At 50.9% G+C, this 18,977-nt stretch carries 13 protein-coding genes; 7 read left to right on the top strand and 6 right to left on the bottom strand.

Annotation, left to right across the window (positions count from 1 at the left end; all coding sequences use genetic code 11):
• Positions 1-13 precede the first annotated feature (13 nt).
• On the bottom strand, positions 14-601 hold the full coding sequence (locus tag SIB66_RS03480; RefSeq protein WP_063407640.1) for an alpha/beta hydrolase: 588 nt from the start codon (positions 599-601) through the stop codon (positions 14-16).
• A 24-nt stretch (positions 602-625) separates the two neighbouring features.
• Positions 626-2,515, bottom strand: a complete 1,890-nt coding sequence (locus tag SIB66_RS03475) for an ABC1 kinase family protein (RefSeq protein WP_236070427.1) — start codon at positions 2,513-2,515, stop codon at positions 626-628.
• A 58-nt stretch (positions 2,516-2,573) separates the two neighbouring features.
• Between SIB66_RS03475 and recN the strand changes: the two genes are divergently transcribed.
• From recN to SIB66_RS03455, 4 genes are all read left to right on the top strand, one after another.
• Positions 2,574-4,256: a DNA repair protein RecN gene (gene recN, locus SIB66_RS03470; protein ID WP_063421787.1), complete on the top strand. Its 1,683-nt coding sequence runs from the start codon at positions 2,574-2,576 to the stop codon at positions 4,254-4,256.
• A 45-nt stretch (positions 4,257-4,301) separates the two neighbouring features.
• Positions 4,302-7,262 carry an excinuclease ABC subunit UvrA gene (gene uvrA / locus SIB66_RS03465; protein WP_063407637.1) on the top strand — a complete coding sequence of 987 codons (2,961 nt, stop codon included), beginning with the start codon at positions 4,302-4,304 and terminating at the stop codon, positions 7,260-7,262.
• Positions 7,262-8,779 carry an alpha/beta hydrolase family protein gene (locus SIB66_RS03460; RefSeq protein WP_063421790.1) on the top strand — a complete coding sequence of 506 codons (1,518 nt, stop codon included), beginning with the start codon at positions 7,262-7,264 and terminating at the stop codon, positions 8,777-8,779. Before uvrA ends, SIB66_RS03460 begins: the two co-directional genes overlap by 1 nt.
• A gap of 258 nt (positions 8,780-9,037) precedes the next feature.
• Complete coding sequence (locus SIB66_RS03455) at positions 9,038-11,170, top strand: HAD family hydrolase (RefSeq protein ID WP_063407635.1); 2,133 nt, start codon at positions 9,038-9,040, stop codon at positions 11,168-11,170.
• Here the strand turns inward: SIB66_RS03455 and purT are convergent.
• The 3 genes from purT to SIB66_RS03440 all read right to left on the bottom strand — a co-directional run bounded on the left by purT (position 11,167) and on the right by SIB66_RS03440 (position 13,558).
• Complete coding sequence (gene purT, locus SIB66_RS03450) at positions 11,167-12,345, bottom strand: formate-dependent phosphoribosylglycinamide formyltransferase (RefSeq protein WP_063407634.1); 1,179 nt, start codon at positions 12,343-12,345, stop codon at positions 11,167-11,169. The two genes, SIB66_RS03455 and purT, sit on opposite strands and share 4 nt — an antisense overlap.
• A gap of 80 nt (positions 12,346-12,425) precedes the next feature.
• Positions 12,426-12,674, bottom strand: a complete 249-nt coding sequence (locus tag SIB66_RS03445; RefSeq protein ID WP_063407633.1) for a hypothetical protein — start codon at positions 12,672-12,674, stop codon at positions 12,426-12,428.
• A gap of 278 nt (positions 12,675-12,952) precedes the next feature.
• Positions 12,953-13,558 carry a ferric reductase-like transmembrane domain-containing protein gene (locus SIB66_RS03440; RefSeq protein WP_063407628.1) on the bottom strand — a complete coding sequence of 202 codons (606 nt, stop codon included), beginning with the start codon at positions 13,556-13,558 and terminating at the stop codon, positions 12,953-12,955.
• 539 nt (positions 13,559-14,097) lie between these two features.
• On the opposite strand from SIB66_RS03440, the gene SIB66_RS03435 reads away from it, so the two are divergent.
• Genes SIB66_RS03435 through SIB66_RS03425 form a run of 3 tightly spaced genes read left to right on the top strand, consistent with a single transcriptional unit; the run spans position 14,098 to position 17,941 of the window.
• Positions 14,098-15,012 carry an AAA family ATPase gene (locus SIB66_RS03435; RefSeq protein ID WP_063398579.1) on the top strand — a complete coding sequence of 305 codons (915 nt, stop codon included), beginning with the start codon at positions 14,098-14,100 and terminating at the stop codon, positions 15,010-15,012.
• Entirely contained in the window at positions 15,009-15,941 is a 933-nt protein-coding gene (locus SIB66_RS03430) for a DUF58 domain-containing protein (protein WP_063407632.1), read from the top strand. Before SIB66_RS03435 ends, SIB66_RS03430 begins: the two co-directional genes overlap by 4 nt.
• The gene (locus SIB66_RS03425; protein WP_063407631.1) at positions 15,938-17,941 is read left to right on the top strand and encodes a transglutaminaseTgpA domain-containing protein; all 2,004 of its coding nucleotides are present in this window, start codon (positions 15,938-15,940) and stop codon (positions 17,939-17,941) included. The genes SIB66_RS03430 and SIB66_RS03425 overlap by 4 nt, the downstream gene beginning before the upstream one ends.
• Positions 17,942-18,201: 260 nt before the next feature.
• Here SIB66_RS03425 and SIB66_RS03420 read toward each other — a convergent pair whose 3' ends face one another.
• A complete protein-coding gene (locus SIB66_RS03420; RefSeq protein WP_236070426.1) occupies positions 18,202-18,951 on the bottom strand; it encodes a hypothetical protein in 750 nt (249 codons plus the stop codon).
• Positions 18,952-18,977: the final 26 nt, after the last annotated feature.

The following is an 18,977-nucleotide window of genomic DNA, read 5'->3' as shown; positions in this document are numbered from 1 at the left end:
TGGAATCTAAGCCTTAAGGCTTAGATTCCTTAAGGCCGTCTAGTGGCGAATCGGAAAAGAATTTCACTAGACCAGCGATTGACTCAGCTTTTTGCATGATTCCAAACAGAGCCGGTAGGTTTACTGTCATTGTTTCGTTGGGATAGGCTTTTAGAAAGTGGATGGCATTAAGACCGCCCTTCCCTATTTGCATGCCATTGATGACTCCAGCTCTGAATGCTGGAACGCTTACCGAAGGGTTTGGCACGTTGAGAGGGTAGATGATTTTGGATATGCGGTTGATGATTACGTTGCCAATGCGGGTGGTCATTAATCGACTGGTAAGCCCTATAGGAAGTTCTATCTTTTTATTGAGGAGCTTTGAAACAGTTTCTGGGTTTTGTCGACTGAATTTCAGGGCATCTTTTAACAGGCCTCTGGCTTTTCCTGTTTTTGCTAGATATTCCAAATCTGACACTGAGATTGAGCGGCGGAAGGCACCACTCACTAAGGCCACTTCTTTGGCTGCTTCTGCTTTCGGAATCGTTGAAAACAGACTTAATCCCAAACCTAGGCAGAGAGCCATCAGAGATCGATAAGAATGTTTTTTGGATTGATTCATTAGTGAACCCTTTAGTCACAGAATTTAGGGTGAAACTCCTGCTGCTACCTTGACAAGACGGACAACACTACGTTCGGCGAGACCCTGCGCAACTTTTATACCCATTTTGTGGGTATCAGGTTCGCGGATCAGTCTTGGTAGGCGGCTGAGGACTAGTTCAGGAGTGAAGCCTGGCAGGTTTTGCAAGATAACGATCAGTTGTCGAATTGGTTCTAAATCAAGCAGTGAGCCATCGTCAGAATTTTCAGAGTCCGAACCAATGGCTATAAGTGGAGGTTGCAAGGATCGCGGTAGGTTACGACCCAGACGTTGAAATGTTTGCCAGCCAAAGGCGTCAAGGCGTTTGATTAGTGCTTCAACAAGTTGTTCTCTCAAGAGACCACCGTTGATTGAGAAGAGGAAATCGATGACCTGATCAATTAAGCTGTCCAAGTCGAGCTGGGCTTGGCTTGCAGCACTTGCTACAAGGTTTTCTAGTCGAGTCCAGCGGAAGATTTCTCCGTCAAATAGCATTTCTTTGAGGCTTTCGCGTAATTGAGGGTCGGGATCTTCCATGAGTCGCCGAGCGAAGTAAGGATAAGCGGCACCAAGAATTTTGAATTCTGAATCTACGCTTAATGCGATGCCTTCAAGGGTTATCAGTGAACGAATAATTAATGCGTAGTATGGAGGTACCTTGAAAGGGAACTTGTACATTACGCCAGAGAGGTCATCAGTTACGCTTTTGAAATCAAGGCGACTTACACCCATCTCTAGAGCTTGGCTGAAGACACTTTCAAACGCAGGTACAATTGGTTCGAGATTGACATCTTCTGCTAGAAAACCGAGTTTTACAAAGTCTCGTGAAAGGTTGTTGAAATTACGGTTTACCAGATGTACTACTGCTTCAATTAAGCCTGTACGTGATTCTCGGCTCACCTCACTCATCATTCCGAAATCGAGGTAGCAGAGCCGCCCATCGGCCATAGCCAGAAGGTTGCCAGGATGTGGATCAGCGTGGAAAAACCCGTGTTCCAACAACTGTTGCAAGCTGCAGTTGACTCCGACTTCAACCATATTATTGGGATCGATTCCTAGCTCTCTCACTGCCTTTAGATTAGTGAGTTTTACTCCATCAATCCATTCCATTGTAAGTACTCTACGGCTAGTAGCTTGTCGATAGATTATTGGTACAGCGATGCGTTGATTATGGCTGTGAAGCGTGCGGAAACGCTCTGCATTGGCAGCTTCATTAAGGTAATCCATCTCTTCAAATACTCTTCGGCCTAGCTCATCAATCAGCGCCACAAGATCACTACGTATCAACCTCACATTGCTTTTTAGCCATGCGGCAATGTTCCGTACGATGTAAAGATCAAGGGTGATTTGTTCACGAAGTCCTGGTCGTTGTACCTTGACGGCCACCTGTTGACCTCCTTTGAGTACGCCTCGGTGAACCTGTCCTAGAGAGGCGGCAGAGATGGGTTCTTTGTCGAGTTGTTCGTAGATTTCTTCGATTGGTGTTTCAAGGTCTTCTTCTATGCAGGCCATAGCCATGACACTGTCGAAGCCTGGCAATTGGTCTTGTAGTTGTGAAAGTTCTTCCAGTAGAACTGGTGGTACTAGGTCTGGTCGACTGGAAAGAGCTTGTCCAGCCTTAATGAAAGCAGGGCCAAGCTCTACTAAGAGTTCCGCGAATTCTCGTGCTCGGGAACGAGCACGATTTGCATCGTTCAGCAAGCCAAAAACTTTGTCCCCTGCTAAGCCAATCAGGAAGAGACCTATTGGTAGAAGTGTTTGCCAGAGTCGGCGCAAAAGGCGCTGTGGATGGCCGGCATAAATTCTGGTAATTGCAGCAGGGTCGTATTCAAGTAGGCCTGCCGCCTCGATGAAATCCCCGAGTTCTGTTTCCATCCTGAGTGGGGTCTTGATCATTCACCCCTTCTAAACGAACCGTGCTGCCGCTACGGTCGGAATCATCACAGGGCTGGACGTGCTCACCGGTCTGCTGCTGCAGAACATAGCTCTGATCGAGAGTCTTGAACTGGAGTTCAGCTCCGGCTTTACGGTGCTCACCGGCGAGACCGGCGCAGGCAAGTCGATCCTTCTCGATGCCCTCGATGCGGTGCTGGGTGGAGCGCAGGGGGCCAGCGGCGTTCGTTTGCTACGCGCTGGTTCTGATCGAGCCAGGATCGAAGCTGCGTTTCAACTCAGCCCTGCGCTTGAACAGTGGTTGATCGGGGCGGAGTTTGACCCTGAAGAGGAGCTCCTGATCAGTCGTGAATGGAAACGGCAGGAGGGTGATCGCTTCTCCAGTCGCTGCCGGCTGAACGGCAGCACGGTGAATCGTCAGCAGTTGCTTGAGCTCAGACCGCTGCTGATTGATCTCACTGTTCAGGGCCAGATCCAGCTGTTGTCGCGTGCGGGGCAGCAACGGTTATGGCTGGACCGTCTCGGTGGTTCTTCTCTGGCAGAGGTCAAGGCACAGGTGGCTGATGCCTGGACGGACTGGCGCGTTGCTGCAGATGCCCTGATGGCTCTCGAGCAGGAACAGCAGCGTTTCGAACAGGAGCGGGTTGAACAGGAGCAGCAGTTGGAGCAGCTTCAAGCTGCTGATCTCGAGGATCCAGACGAGCAGCAGCGGCTGGAGCAGGATCAGGATCGCCTCGTTCATGGCGTGAGGCTTCTCGAGGGTCTGGCCTTGTTGTTTGGGCGTCTCCGCGATGGTGCGGATCATGGGCCTTCTCTGCAGGATCACTTCTCGGCGTCCATCCAGGAGCTTCAGGCCATGGCCCAGCTGGATGGTTCCCTGGAGCCGCTGCGGGATCAGGCTCTGGATCTCGGGGCCGGTTTTGACGCCTTGCTGCGCTCCCTCGATCAATACGGTCTGGCGCTCGAGAGCGATCCAGATCATCTGGAGCGGATCCAAGACCGCCTGTCGGTACTAAAACGCCTGCAGCGCCGCTATGGCCTTGATCTGGCCGGTTTGATTCTGCGTCGCGATGACCTGCTTCACCGTCTGGGTGCTGAAGGATTCGCGGCTGATCTCGCCCGCCTGCATCAGGACGAGAACGACCGACGCCAGAGCCGTGATCAAGCCAATGCGGCGTTGCATCGCGAGCGTTCCAATGCAGCGGAGGCTCTGGAGGCGTCGTTGCTTGAGCTGTTGTCCCCAATGGGCCTTGCCAACGTGCGTTTCAAGGTGGATCTCACCCCATGTGATCCCGCTGACCATGGTGCGGATGCTGTGCAATTTCTGTTTTCCGCCAATCCTGGCCAACCGATGGCACCGTTGACGGAGGTGGCGTCCGGCGGTGAGATGTCCCGTTTTCTGCTGGCGCTCAAGACCACTCTTGCCGCAGTGGATGGGTCCAGCACGCTGTTGTTTGACGAGATTGATGCCGGCGTCAGTGGACGCGTTAGTGGAGCGATGGCGGATCTTCTTCAGACCCTGGCGCGTCAACGCCAGGTGTTTTGCGTCACCCACCAACCGCTCGTGGCGGCCGTGGCCGATCACCATTTCCGGGTAAGTAAGCATGTGCAGGACGGCGTGACCCACTCGCGAGTGTCCCGACTGCGGGACACTCAGGAACGCCGCCAGGAGCTAGCTGACCTCGCTGGTGGCAATCAGGCTGATGCCTATGCAGCGAGCCTGCTGGACCAGCGCACAGCTTGAAGGCTTCGGTTCTTCCTAAGCTCTTGAGCTTTCCAACGGGTCCTGATGGCGCAAGCTGCTGCCAAGATCGCTGACTCAGCTGGCCGGCTGGCGACTCAGGACGACGTGATTCGCGTGAGGGGTGCCAGGCAGCACAACCTCAAGAACGTCGACGTCACCATCCCCCGCAACAAGCTGGTGGTGTTCACCGGAGTCAGTGGCAGCGGCAAGAGTTCGCTGGCCTTCGACACGATCTTTGCGGAGGGACAACGCCGCTATGTCGAAAGTCTGTCGGCCTATGCCCGGCAGTTCTTGGGGCAGGTGGATAAGCCCGATGTCGATGCGATCGAGGGTCTCTCGCCGGCGATCTCGATTGACCAGAAATCCACCAGTCACAACCCGCGGTCGACGGTGGGCACCGTCACGGAGATTCAGGATTACCTCCGTTTGCTGTTCGGTCGCGCTGGCGAACCCCACTGCCCCAAATGTGGCCGCTCGATTAAGCCGCAGAGCATCGACGAGATGGTCGATCAGATCCTTCTTTTGCCGGAGGGGACCCGCTATCAGTTGTTGGCGCCGGTGGTGCGCGGCAAGAAGGGCACCCACACCAAGCTGATCAGTGGCCTGGCAGCAGAGGGTTTCGCCCGGGTGCGCATCAACGGTGAGGTGCGCGAGCTGGCCGACAACATTGAGCTGGACAAGAACCACAGCCACAACATCGAAGTGGTGGTCGATCGTCTTGTTGCCCGTGAGGGGATCCAGGAACGGCTGACTGATTCCCTCCGCACGGCCCTCAAACGCGGCGATGGTTTGGCTCTGGTGGAGGTGGTGCCCAAGAAGGGTGAGGAACTTCCCGACGGCGTTGAGCGGGAGCGTCTCTATTCCGAGAACTTCGCCTGCCCGGTGCACGGCGCTGTGATGGAGGAACTGTCGCCACGGCTGTTTTCCTTCAATAGCCCCTATGGCGCCTGTGAGGCTTGCCATGGCATTGGCCATCTGCGCAAATTCACCGTGGACCGGGTGATTCCGGATCCATCCCAGCCGGTGTACGCCGCTGTTGCTCCCTGGGCGGAAAAAGACAACAGCTATTACTTCTCACTGCTCTATTCAGTGGGTGAAGCCTTTGGCTTTGAGATCAAGACCCCATGGAATGAGCTCACGGACGAACAGCGGGATGTGCTGCTTAATGGAAGCCGCGAACCGATTCTGATTCAGGTCGACAGCCGGTATCGCAAGGGCAAAGGGGGGTACACCCGCCCTTTTGAGGGCATTCTTCCAATCCTTGAGCGGCAGCTCCGTGATGCCAGCGGAGAAGCCCAGCGCCAGAAGTTGGAGAAGTACCTCGAGCTGGTTCCTTGTGAAGCCTGTGGCGGTCAGCGGCTCCGACCCGAAGCCCTGGCGGTGAAGGTGGGTCCTTATCGGATTACTGAACTCACTTCTATCAGCGTGGCGCTGACTCTTGAACGCATCGAAAAGCTGATGGGCGTTGGAGCAGCTAATGGATCTGAGCCTTTGCTCAATTCACGTCAGATCCAGATCGGTGATTTGGTCTTGCGTGAGATTCATATGCGTCTTCGCTTTCTTCTTGATGTTGGGCTCGAATATCTCAGTTTGGATCGACCCGCGATGACCTTATCTGGCGGTGAGGCTCAGAGGATTCGTTTGGCGACACAGATCGGCGCTGGTCTTACGGGTGTGCTTTATGTGCTTGATGAACCAAGCATTGGTTTGCATCAGCGGGACAATGATCGTCTGTTAGCCACGCTCAGACGTTTAAGGGATCTGGGTAACACTTTATTGGTGGTAGAACACGATGAGGACACCATTCGCGCCGCTGACCATCTTGTCGATATTGGTCCAGGGGCAGGGGTGCATGGGGGTCATATTGTTGTTGAAGGATCTTTGGATCATCTGTTGATGGCTGAAGAATCTTTGACAGGTACATATCTCAGTGGCCGCCGCTCTATTCCTACACCTAGAGAGAGGAGAGAAGGAAGTAGTCGCAGGCTTCGTTTGATTGATTGTGATCGCAATAATCTTAAAAATCTCACCGTAGATTTTCCTTTAGGGCGCCTTGTTGCGGTTACAGGAGTCAGTGGTAGTGGTAAGAGCACTTTGGTGAATGAGTTGCTTCATCCTGCCTTAGATCACAGTTTGGGTTTGAAGGTGCCTTTCCCTCAAGGCTTGGGCGAGTTGCGAGGTGTCAATGCGATCGACAAGGTGATCGTGATTGACCAGTCTCCAATCGGCCGTACACCGCGTTCTAATCCAGCCACCTACACCGGTGCGTTTGATCCGATTCGTCAGGTATTTGCTGCTTCCGTTGAAGCAAAGGCTCGTGGTTATCAGGTTGGTCAGTTTAGCTTCAATGTGAAAGGTGGTCGCTGTGAGGCTTGTCGTGGTCAAGGGGTGAATGTGATTGAAATGAACTTTTTGCCAGATGTTTATGTTCAGTGCGATGTCTGCAAAGGTGCTCGATTTAATCGGGAGACCTTACAGGTCACTTACAAGGGACACACCATTGCAGATGTTTTGCAGATGACGGTTGAGCAGGCTGCAGAGGTTTTTTCTGCTATTCCCCAGGCGGCTGATCGATTGCGCACGTTGGTTGATGTGGGACTGGGATATGTGAAGTTAGGCCAGCCTGCGCCCACGCTTTCAGGTGGTGAAGCTCAACGTGTGAAGCTTGCTACCGAGCTCTCAAAGCGCGCTACTGGCAAAACCCTTTATTTGATTGATGAACCAACCACTGGCCTCAGTTTTTACGACGTGCATAAGTTGATGGATGTTATGCAGCGTCTTGTTGATAAAGGCAATTCAATTATCGTGATAGAACACAACTTGGATGTAATTCGTTGTTCTGATTGGATTATTGATCTTGGCCCTGAAGGAGGAGATTGTGGTGGCGATCTTCTGGTCACGGGGACTCCAGAACAGGTTGCATCCCATCCCACTAGCCATACGGGGCATTATCTCAAGAAGGTGTTAGCGAAGCATCCTCCTGAGACTGTGTCTGTTGCAGCTTGATGATGTTTTTTCGTTCCCGTCTTTGGCTGTTTGCAATCAGTTTTGGAGCGGGGCTTGGACTTTTTCCAAGCTCTGCTCCTGCACTTGAACGCTTGGTGTTTGATCTGCCTGTACTGGAAAGTCAGATTGATTTTGAGCTTGGCGCTGCTCAGAGCGCAGGCGATCTAATTGATGCCAATCCCGATTTTGTGGAGTTGGATCGGGCTACGGATGGTGCTTTTGTGCGACTTCTCAATCAGGTCTTTAACGCTCCCCTGCCAGCGCAGATTGAGAAGGTGATTGAGAAGTCTGTCGGGCAGCCTCTTTTGGAGCAGGCTCTGATCGTAGTAACCAAGTTGGTTCAAGTTGAGGGGTTGCCCCAAGACACCAGTGGAAGGATGTTGCTTGAGGCGCTTTCGCGTGCTTCCAAGAGTGGTCAGCCAACTGTGCTTGGTTTGTTGCGACAAATCCCTGGTCAAGCTGCATCCATCAACTTGTCGAAATTGGCCAGCTATGTCTCACGGCTTCAACGTAATCAGCTAGCAGCAAATCTGCTTGTGGAGAAAGAGGCTCCTGTTCAGATTACAACTGGATTACGCATGCCGCTTACCGGGTTGTGGTTAAGTCAGCAAGTTGATTTTCAGGCTTCCCATCGCTCGAAACCGATACGGGTGGTGGTGATACAACCGAAGTCTCGCTCAAATGGTCGCTTGGTGGTCATTTCACATGGGCTTTGGGAGTCTCCGAGAGATCTTCAGGGTTGGGCTGAATATCTTTCTGCTAACGGTTATACGGTGTTGCTCCCGGAGCATCAGGGCAGTGATGCTGATCAGCAGAAGGCGATGTTGGCGGGTGATCAACCTCCGCCGGGACCTCAAGAGTTGCGTCTTCGTGCGATGGATGTGACTGCGATGCTCTCTGCTGTGGAGTCAGGTGGTTTGTTGTCAAGACTTTCCCTCAATACAGATGAGGTCGCTGTTGTTGGTCATTCATGGGGGGCGACTACGGCGATTCAATTGGCTGGGGCACGCTCAACTGATGTGAAGCTCTCTGCTCGTTGTCATAACCAGGATGACCCTGAGCGCAATATCAGCTGGATACTGCAGTGCAGTTGGCTTTCCAAAATGAATGAGTCTTCTGTTGAAGACTCACGGGTCAAGGCAGTTGTGGCGGTGAGTCCGCCGTTACGTCTTCTATTTGATCCAAGTAGAACTTCAGTTTTGACAGCCAAGGTTTTGTTGGTTAGTGGCACTCGTGATTGGGTCGTGCCTCCGGTGCCTGAGGCTCTGGTGCCCATGCGTGATAGTGGTGCTTTGGAGTTTGGCCATCGCCTGGTGCTTGCCCAAGATGGTGGTCACTTCAACTTGATGGCACCTGCAAATCAGCTTCAGCCGGCCACTTTGGCGCCCCTCATTCTTGCTTGGATTAATGAACAGCTTGCAAATCCTGGTGTAGTCACCTTTAGTGGCGGCGGTTGGGGTGATGCCGTGCATCCTTTAGTGGATGTGACTGATGCGGCTCTGAACCTGTATCGCTGAGGCTTTTTGGCCTGGCTTGTTGCGAGCAAGAGGCTTCATTATTCTGTCTTTGAGGTTTGTATTTCTCAACGATTCGTTCTAGGATTTTTCTGTTTAAAAGAGAAAACAGATAGAGGGAATATATTGTTGTCGTTTCTAGTGAGCTGGGAGGTTTGGTTCTCATCCTTTCTTTAGGCTTATGAGGATGGAAGTTCCTTGATTATTTCTTGATGGCCATCCGCATCTGGATGGTTTCGTTGATCGCCTTGGAGGCATCAGATGGGTTTGAGATTGCTTCATCTGCATCTTCATGGACTGTTTCGATCTCACGACTTGGAATTGGGTCGCGATGCTGATACAGGAGGCCAGGCTCTTTATGTGCTCGAGCTTGTCAGGGGCCTGGCTGCGCGTTCGGAAATTGAGCAGGTTGAGGTGGTTACCCGCTTAATTCATGATCGTCGTGTTTCTACTGACTATGCCAATCCCATTGAGGATATTGCTCCTGGGGCCAAGATCATCAGGCTGCCTTTTGGACCAAGACGATATTTGCGCAAGGAGTTGTTTTGGCCCTATTTGGATGATTTAGCGGATCAGACCGTTAGCCATCTCCAGCAGCAAGAACATCTTCCTGATTGGATTCATGCTCATTACGCCGATGCAGGCTATGTGGGAGCCCTTGTGAGTCGCAGGCTGGGTGTTCCCTTGGTGTTTACAGGTCATTCCTTGGGCAGGGAAAAGTTGCGGCGTCTGTTGGGAGTTGGTGGAGATCATGAACAGATTGAGCAAACATATGCCATTGGTCAACGCATTGATGCTGAAGAGTTGACTCTTGCTCATTGCAGTTTGGTGATTACGAGTACTCGCCAGGAAATTGATCATCAATACGCTCGCTATGGGCGTTTTGTTCCGGAGCAAGCGGAGGTGGTGCCTCCCGGCGTTGATTCCATTCGCTTCCATCCACTCCAATCTTCTAGTGAAACGGATGTTGTTGATGGATTGCTCGCGCCCTTTTTGAGGAAACCTTCTTTACCTCCTCTTTTGGCCATTTCCAGAGCTGTGCGTCGTAAGAATATTCCTTTTTTGGTGGAGGCTTACGGCCGCTCGCCTGTGTTGCGTCAACGGCATAATCTTGTGCTTGTACTCGGCTGTCGGGATGATCCTCGTCAGTTGGAGAAGCAACAGCGGGAGGTGTTCCAGCAGGTTTTTGATCTCGTGGATCGTTACGACCTCTATGGCCGGGTGGCTTATCCCAAACAGCACCGTCGTGATCAGATCCCAGCGATTTACCGATGGGCAGCCTTGCATCGTGGTTTGTTTGTGAATCCAGCGCTTACCGAGCCCTTTGGGCTCACTTTGCTTGAAGCGGCGGCCTGTGGTTTGCCGATGGTGGCGACTGATGACGGTGGTCCACGCGACATCCTTGCTCGTTGTGACAACGGCTTGTTGGTTGACGTTACTGATCTGGAGGCACTTCAGGATGTAATGGAGCAGGCTGGTTCAGACGCAGATCAGTGGCGTATTTGGAGTGATAACGGGATTGAGGCGGTCAGTCGGCATTTCAGTTGGGATGCTCATGTTTGCCATTACTTGGCATTGATGAAGCAACGTCTTGAATTGTCTCAGCCACGAATCTGGGCCACAGATAAAGAGTGTCTGGGCAGTCCACTGGGGCAGAGTTTGTTGTTGCTTGATCTTGATAGTTCTCTCGAAGAACCCGAGGCAGAGGGCTTGGCTTCGCTGCGGGAGGGATTGGAATCCATTGGCTCTGGCGATGCGCATGGTCTGGGAGTATTGACGGGTCGTTCTGTGCAGGCTGCAAAAAAGCGTTATGCAGAGCTGAATCTTCCTTCTCCTCGGGTTTGGATTAGTCGCGCGGGTACTGAAATCCATTACGGATTGGAGGATCAGTCGGATCGCTTTTGGCAGGCCCATATCGACGTTGATTGGCGGCGACAGGCAGTGGTGTCTGCTTTAGCTGATCTCAAGGACCATTTGACCCTTCAGGACGATCAGGAGCAGGGTCCTCACAAGGTGAGTTATCTATTGAAAGAGCATGGTGAGGCGATTTTGCCACTCGTCCGTCAGCGTTTAAGGCAAAGGGGTCAGGCGGCACGTCCTCATTTGCGTTGTCATTGGTTTTTGGATGTGGTGCCTTTGCGAGCTTCCCGAAGCGAAGCCATTCGCTATCTCTCTCTTCGTTGGGGACTACCTCTTGAGCAGATTTTGGTTGTTGCCAGTCAACAAGGTGATGCTGAATTGGTAAGGGGATTGACTGCTTCAGTAGTCCTTGCAGAGCATGATCCTTGTCTGGAGGGTTTGCGACATCAGCAACGAGTGTTTTTTGCTAACAACCCGCATTTGTTTGGACTTTTAGATGGCTTAAATCACTATCGATTTTTCTTAAAGTCTTAACTGACACCCTTACCCTTTATTACCTGGATGGATGCGGCGGCTCGATCAGCTTTAGAGCGAATTGCTTCCATAGACTTGCCTTTGGCTAAAGCAACCCCCATGCGACGCCCTGGTCGAGCATTGGGTTTGCCGAACAGCAATATCTGGGTGTCAATTTCTGAGAGGGCTTTCTCCACTCCTTTGTAGGAAATGGATGAGAGATTGTCTTTTGCCAGGATTACCCTGCTTGCTGCTGCATCTGCAGTTTGAATAGTAGGAATAGGTAATTTCAGCACTGCGCGCAGGTGTAGTTCGAATTCACTAAGGTTTTGGCTAATAAGAGTGACAAGTCCGGTGTCATGTGGTCTTGGTGATAGTTCCGAGAAAATCACTTCATTGCCACATAGAAAGAACTCCACCCCGAACAATCCCACACCACCAAGATTTTTGGTAATAGTCAGAGCCATTGATTGGGCTTGCTTGAGTTGTTCAGTAGAGAGTTCTGCTGGTTGCCAGCTGCATTGATAATCTCCTCCAATTTGTTCATGCCCGATTGGTTTGCAGAAGAGGGTGGAGCCATCCTCTTGGCGAATTGTGAGCAAGGTAATTTCTAGATCAAAGTGAAGGAACTCTTCCACGATGACTCGCGGTGAGTTACCCCGGGACCCTGCCATAGCGGCTTGCCAGGCTTGCCGAAGGCCTTCAGGATTGCTAACCACACTTTGGCCTTTGCCGGAGGAGCTCATGACTGGTTTGACTACCACTGGCCAGCCCAGGGGCTCAGCTGCATGTTTGAGTTCTTCGGCACTGCCGGCATAAGCAAATTTTGGGGTCAGTAGAGACAATTCAGCGCTGGCGAGATCTCTGATTCGATCGCGATTCATCGTTACGGCTGTGGCTCGCGCCGTAGGGATCACAGTGATTCCTTCGTTTTCAAGCTCTGCCAGTGCATCCACCGCGAGTGCTTCGATTTCAGGGATCACCACATCTGGTTGATGACGACGAACCACAGCTTTGAGGGTTTCGGCATTGCTCATGTCCAGAACCTCTGCTTGGTCTGCTACTTGCATGGCCGGGGCCCCGGAGTATCGATCACAGGCGATGACATGGCAGCCCAACCGTTGAGCGGCGATTGTTATTTCTTTGCCGAGTTCTCCGCTGCCAAGTAACAGCAAGGTTTTTGGTAAGACAGTCATCATGAAGGTGTTGATGATGAGTTGATCTTCGCGCTCGGCTGGTTAGGGGAATTGCCTTAAAAGTGGTATTTGAGATCCCTTTACACTTTGAGATCAGGGATCAGCGTGAGCTGTCGAAAGGCTGGTTCTTCGCTGATGAACCCCCAGGCTTCGAATACACCGGGATCAGGATGAGTGATGCGTTGTTTTTTCATGTTCTGTTCCAGCTGAAAGCCTTCTCGGGCCATGCGTCGCATCAGACTTGCAGCCTCTTCGAAACGGGAAGCCATGGCTTCAAGGCTTGCGCAGTCGCTTGTGAGACCAGCCTCTTTCCAAGTGAAGTAACTCATTTTTTTAATACACCAGATTGATGGAGATGAAGACTGGGTGTGTGAAATTTCGAGGTTCCATAGACCACATTTGCTATTGGGTTGGTATGGATCTTTCTCGTTGGCAGTTGCTCTGTGTTAACAGTTCAATCATTATCGGCGGACTAACCTGCCCGACGGAGAGAGGCTGTTCTTAATAAGTACGACACAATTGAGAGTTTCAGGCCTTTGCCCCCATTGGCTTTGTTTGCACCAGCAAAACGCTCACTTTGCTTGATAAGACTTGGATTTTAGTGATTTCAGAGTGCTGCACCTTGAGCTGCCTTCGTGGGTCTGTGCTTGACAAGTCTCAGAGGAAGCAAGACCAATGTGTACACCAGGAAGGGGATGTAGAACTTTGGGTCTTCACGTGTGTGTTCAACGTAGGTGAGCAGAAAGACGGTCCAAAGCCAGTGGCTGCCAATCAAATGAAGTCTCTTCCAATTTTTCATGCCCATCCATTGCTGGGCTCGATCAGTGGAAGTTAAGGCCATCAGGAAAACAAACACATAACCAAGACCACCGAAAATCCACTGGCCCATTGATTGATCTTCGAGAAAAGGTTCTGGGAAGAGCAACGAGATCAACACAATCAGGCTGAGGTGAATGAAGTGTGAAGCTGCAAAGCTCAGTCCGATGTAGCGCCTGTTGCGAAGAGTCCAGGTCGTAAAAGGTGTTTTCCAGAGGGAATAGATACTCGAAGCGGTAAAGGCAATGGAGAAGAGAAGTAGAGAGCTTCTACCGGTGTAATCAATGCCTGCTTTGATCGTTTCGGCACTCCATCCGCTCAAAACGAAAAAGATGGTAAGCATCAGAAGGATCAGGCCAGCGACCAAAGTAGTGATCTTCAAGCCCTGTAGTTTCATGACCTTCGTTTCGGTATTGATATTCTGGAACTGATACGAGTTGCTTGCAAGAAGTGAGTTTAAAAGTGCATCCATCTTTCATAGAGAGGGAGGTATTCTGCCAAATGTCTACCCTCTTGAAGAGCCTGTAAGCTTTTCTATGCCCGATCAATTGATTAGTAATGATGCACTCATCAGTCATGTGATGTAAGTATTAGCGTAGTTAGGCAGTATGGAAAATAAAAAATCATACAATTCGCTTATACCTGAGCTTATTTTCTTGGTAGCTTTTTGAAGTTTTGACAGTCTTGGCTGTTATCTATTTTGAGTGTTGCCTAAAAGGGCAGTGAGTATTAGGAGCCTAAGACTTAAAATTCATAAAATAAGTTATCAAACAAAAGTCTTGCCTTAGGAGCCTTCGCAGTGATCGATACCACAAGCAAGTCAACTAATCAGCGAGCATATTTTTAATCACGTGAACTACGTATAGTGCACTTTCCTGGCCTTTTACCAGCGCAGTAATACGCGCTTAGGCTTGATAGGGAATTGTCGTGTCCTGCATGTCCGCAGCACTCCCCCAGCTGCTAGATCAGGTGTTGCATCAGATCAATGGCGTTGTTTTAGGCAAACCCCAGCAGGTGCGTCTTGCCGTTTCCTGTCTACTAGCACGCGGACATCTATTAATTGAAGATCTTCCTGGCATGGGCAAAACCACCTTGGCGGAAGCCTTGGCGCGCAGTTTTGGCTTGACCTTCAACAGGGTTCATTTCACAAATGATCTTCTACCTGCTGATCTCATCGGCGTATCGATTTACGAAAAAAAAACCGAAACCTTTCAGTTTCATCAGGGGCCGTTGTTTTGCAATGTGCTGCTTGCCGATGAGATCAACCGCGCCAGCCCACGCACTCAGAGTGCCCTCTTGGAAGCTATGTCTTCCAACGTAGTCAGCGTTGATGGCATCAGCCATCCACTACCTCAGCCATTTTTTGTGATTGCAACTCAAAACGGTTTGGATCAAACCGGCACATCGCCACTACCTGAATCACAACTCGACCGCTTTCTGATGCGGCTTTCAATTGGTTTTCCCGATCGAGATGCCGAGCGCAATTTGCTTTTAGGTCATGCCAATCCAGTGGATCAGTTGGAGAACGGCATCGATTGCCGTGGCTTGATCGAAGCCCAGCAGCAATGCAGTGATTTAACAGTGCAAAGCTCACTTGTGGACTATGTACTCGATCTATTAGCAACCAGCAGATACCAAAACAGTCCTGCCGCGCTCTCACCAAGAGCTGGCCAAGGCCTCATCGCCGCCGCCAGGGGCTGGGCACTACTAGAGCAGCGCAAATACGTGACCCCAGCCGATGTGATTTCCGTGTTTACAGCTATTGCTGAACACCGATTGGATGCTGGTCAACCAAGAGGCCCAGACAGCCTTAGCGAACATTTACTCAAACAGGTGGACGCCATTCGATGATCCAGGGTTTTCGCAAGCGGCTGAAGCAGCGTCTTACCAGTGAAGGAACGCAGCTAACCCTCAGCATGCGCAAGCTCTACATCCTGCCTTCAGCTTTTGGCGGACTCTGGCTGCTTGGTATCGCAGTGCTCTACCTGATTGGCATCAACAGCAACAGCAATGGGCCATTACTTCTGGCCTTTCTCTGCTCCGGCCTGTTCCTGTTAAGCATGTTCCTCACTCAGTTCAACCTGCAAGGACTTGAGCTCTCCATTGCCGCAGTTGATGCTGGCTTTGCAGGTGAACTGGTGCCTTATCCCATCTGTCTTCAAAGCCGCCATGAGAGGTATGGGCTGCGGCTTGTATTCAGCCATCAACCCTTAATGGTGCAACCATTGGTGCCAATAGGTATCTCTTTGGCACAACCATGTTGGCAACCAAGCCGGAGAGGCCTCCAAACGCCTGGGCGACTCAAGATTTTCTCAAGGGCACCACTAGGCCTTTTTGTTTGCTGGAGCTACTGGTTACCAACCCAACAACAACTTATCTATCCCAAGGCTGTTTCAGGTCCGGTCATCGAACAGTGGCGACCATGGCAGCAAGAACATCAAACCACGAGCCATACAAACCATGCCAGCGGCACAGACGACTTCCAGGAACTCAGGCCCCATCGACCGGAAGAAGGTCTCCAACGGGTTGCATGGAAACAACTTGCAGGAGGGCGTGGCTGGCTGACAAAACGCTTCAGCGCCGCAGCCGCAAGTCAACGCGTACTCAAGCTAGATCCGCAGTTGCCCTTCGAGACAGCTCTTGAGCACTTGACGGATCGAGTCATGAAGCTCTGTCAAAGTGATCAGCCCTTTGCCATGGAACTACCAGGGTGCAACCTGCCCCATGGCCGTGGTCGGCAACATCGCGACGCTGCATTGCAAGCCCTGGCTTTGGCATGAGCAATATCCGCCTTGCCATTTCTTTGCAAAGCGGATCATTGGCGACGTTATGGCTCCAATTGCTGAGCATGCGTGAAGCCCAGCCGATGGTGTTGATCAGCTTGCCGTTACTCATTTTTCTGAAATTGTGGTCGCCCCCTCTACTTCAACGTCCGGGCTGGCTTCCCAATGGTTTGCTGTTTGGCTTGGGAATGGCCTGGCTAACCCAGATTTCGCTCGGTGCTATGAGCGGTTTGCTGATCAGCTGCGCCAACCTGTTTTGGCTATTAAGCGGTCTCAAGTTGCTGGAAGCTCTCCAGCCAGCGGCGATTCGTCGCACTGGTCTGCTGCTTTTACTAGCCATTGGGATGGCTGGTGTTTTCGCCCAAGGGTTGGGATCCAGTCTGATGCAAGGGATCTCAGCTTTTCTGGCAGTGGGGTCTCTACTGGGCCTGGAGCTTGGTGCCGCAAAAGGCCGCGGACTTCTACAAAGTCTGCTGCTTTTGGTGAGCGTCAGCCTGCCGCTGATGGTGGCCTTGTTTTTGCTTGCACCGCGAATTGGGCCCCTATGGCAATTGCAAACTGGTCATCAGACAGGCCTTAGCGATCAACTGGTTCCAGGCTCAATTGCCTCCCTGGTTCAAAACAATTCCACAGCTATGCGCCTGCAGTTCAAAGGCATGGCTCCTCCTCCTCCTGCTCAGCGGTATTGGCGAGTGATGGCGCTGAACGAGTTCGATGGTCGCCGCTGGTCGATCTCTAAGGCAGAACCGAGCCTGGCCTTACCGACACCGCCAACTTCGGAGGCCTTACTACCGCAACAACTGGTGCTGCTAGAAGCCAACAACCTGCATTGGTTGCCATGGAATGGCCGTGGTCTACCCATGCCTTCTGAGATTCGTCGCACCAACAACGGTGGTCTTTGGCAACCAATGCCAGTGCAAAGCCGCATTGTTTACAGCCTGGTAGCGGCGGGCCCTGATGCGAAAGAGCCCTGGCGCCAACTGCCTTCCAGACCGACTGACAAGTATCTTCCCAACAACAGCAACCCACGTTTAAAAGCTCTAGGCAATCAATGGAGTCAATTGCCCGAACCCGAACAACGTCTGGAGAGAGCCAAGCGCTGGTTTCTCGCTCAAGGCTTCCGCTACACACTCAAGCCTGGTCTTCTTCCTTATCGAGATGCCCTTGATACCTTTCTCTTTGTAAGCCAGAAAGGATTCTGCGAGCATTTTGCTGCTGCTTTTACTGCTTTAATGCGGGCCGCTGATGTCCCCGCCAGGGTTGTGATTGGTTACCAGGGCGGAGAATGGATACAAGATTTAGGCAATGAAAACGGTCACCTTAAGGTGACACAGGCTGATGCACATGCCTGGAGTGAAGTCTGGCTTCCAGAGCGTGGCTGGATCCGTGTAGATCCCACCGGGTGGGTCGTGCCAAGCCGCCTAGAGCAGAATCTTTTCAACAGTCTTGGCGCCGCAGGCAGCAGCGATGATCAACGTCTGCTGGCCAATGCACCTAGCTGGATGCGATGGCTGCAAGGGCATTGGCAAACCCTTGATTTGAACTGGAACTTATGGGTGATGCAATTCGACCAGTCCAAACAGGAAGAACTGCTGCGCAAGCTTTTTGGTGCTCATGCCAGCCGCTGGCAAGGCACACTTTTACTGGCAAGCATTGCCATCTTGCTTGCAGTCGCTCTTGTGGTGCTGGGCTGGCTACAACCAAAAAACAAAAACAAGCTTCGCAAGGAACTAGATGACTGCATGCGAAGACTGGGTATCAAACTCAAAGAGGGAGAACCGCTTGAGTCATGCTTGAGGAACAACAGGCTGTCAGCAGATCTCAACCAAAAGCTTGCGCAGCTCGTGATGGCCTATCAGGAACACCGGTTTGCCGAGAACCCCAGCACTCCTCAACGCCAGTTGATCATTCAGCTGCGCACGATCAGGCGTCTGAAAAAGACAAACTTCATTTTTCAATTCAGAACGCGTGCTAAATCATTAATAAAACCTGGCTGAAGCCAAACTACAAGTCTTAAAACAACAGCTTTCCAACAAATAAGCCATCGATCAAGATAGCAAGGGTGACCGGAAATGATAACGAAATTACCGCTGACTATTGTTATGATATTCTCACGGCTTATTTACTTAAGAGCGAGTAAATAGTTAGGGGTGATAAATTAGGCGGTTCTTATAGTTTTGTTGAGTGATAAGAGGGATAAATATTTTATCCAGAGTTGGTTTCTGGTCGTAAGATTGGATATCAGCTAGATTTTTTATCAGTTGCAGTAATGATCAAGAAGCTTACGTGCTTTTCCAGGCTCTCTGCTATGGGAATAGGCTTCGCGCTCTATTTGCAAATTGTCTTTGAAATTTATTGCGTATAAAGGGTGAGAAACCTTTTCATCTATAGATACGGAATATTTGAGTGGCAGTCCAAGGGGGCGCGGTTTATTATTAATGGAACCTGACGCACAACTTTGGGCCACATGGATTGCTTCGTGGCTTAGCGCTTCATGAAAATCTGGCGTTCCATTGTCAACTAATAATTGTCGAAGTATTATTCGATTGCTTGACGGATTCCATGTTCCTATTGCTTGAACAGAATGTGTTTCTCCGATAAAAATGGGTATCCCAAGTGACCTCAACTTTTTGATAAGTTGAGCAATAGCAGTTTTTTCAGCCTCAAAGTTACTGGGGTTCTTGATTCTTTCCTTTAACTCCTCCAACGTAAGGGTTCCTTCATGAAGTCTTTTTTGATATGTATAGCGCTTTGAGCCATCTGCCATTGTTATAACCTTTGGCCTCCATCTTTTATCTGCAGAAGCCAGACGGTTGATCAATGCCGAAACATTGGTGATCTCCTTTAAGTCATGAACATGATTTGAACCAGGACTTCTGCTCTTGCTATGAACATTTTTTCGCCGTGTTAAATCATCTGTTTTTCTTGTCGGAAAGTTTGCCGATTCTTTATTGCAAGAGGAGACAAGCAACGATAAAAAGGTTGCCACAAAAATAAAGCTCTTCATGAATTATTTAAACAAGCTTTCTCCAT

The sequence above is a fragment of the Prochlorococcus sp. MIT 1318 genome, assembly GCF_047304505.1.
Taxonomy (GTDB): domain Bacteria; phylum Cyanobacteriota; class Cyanobacteriia; order PCC-6307; family Cyanobiaceae; genus Prochlorococcus; species Prochlorococcus marinus_D.
The sequence above is the reverse complement of the archived record's forward strand: the minus strand, read 5'-3'. Positions and strand labels throughout refer to the sequence as shown.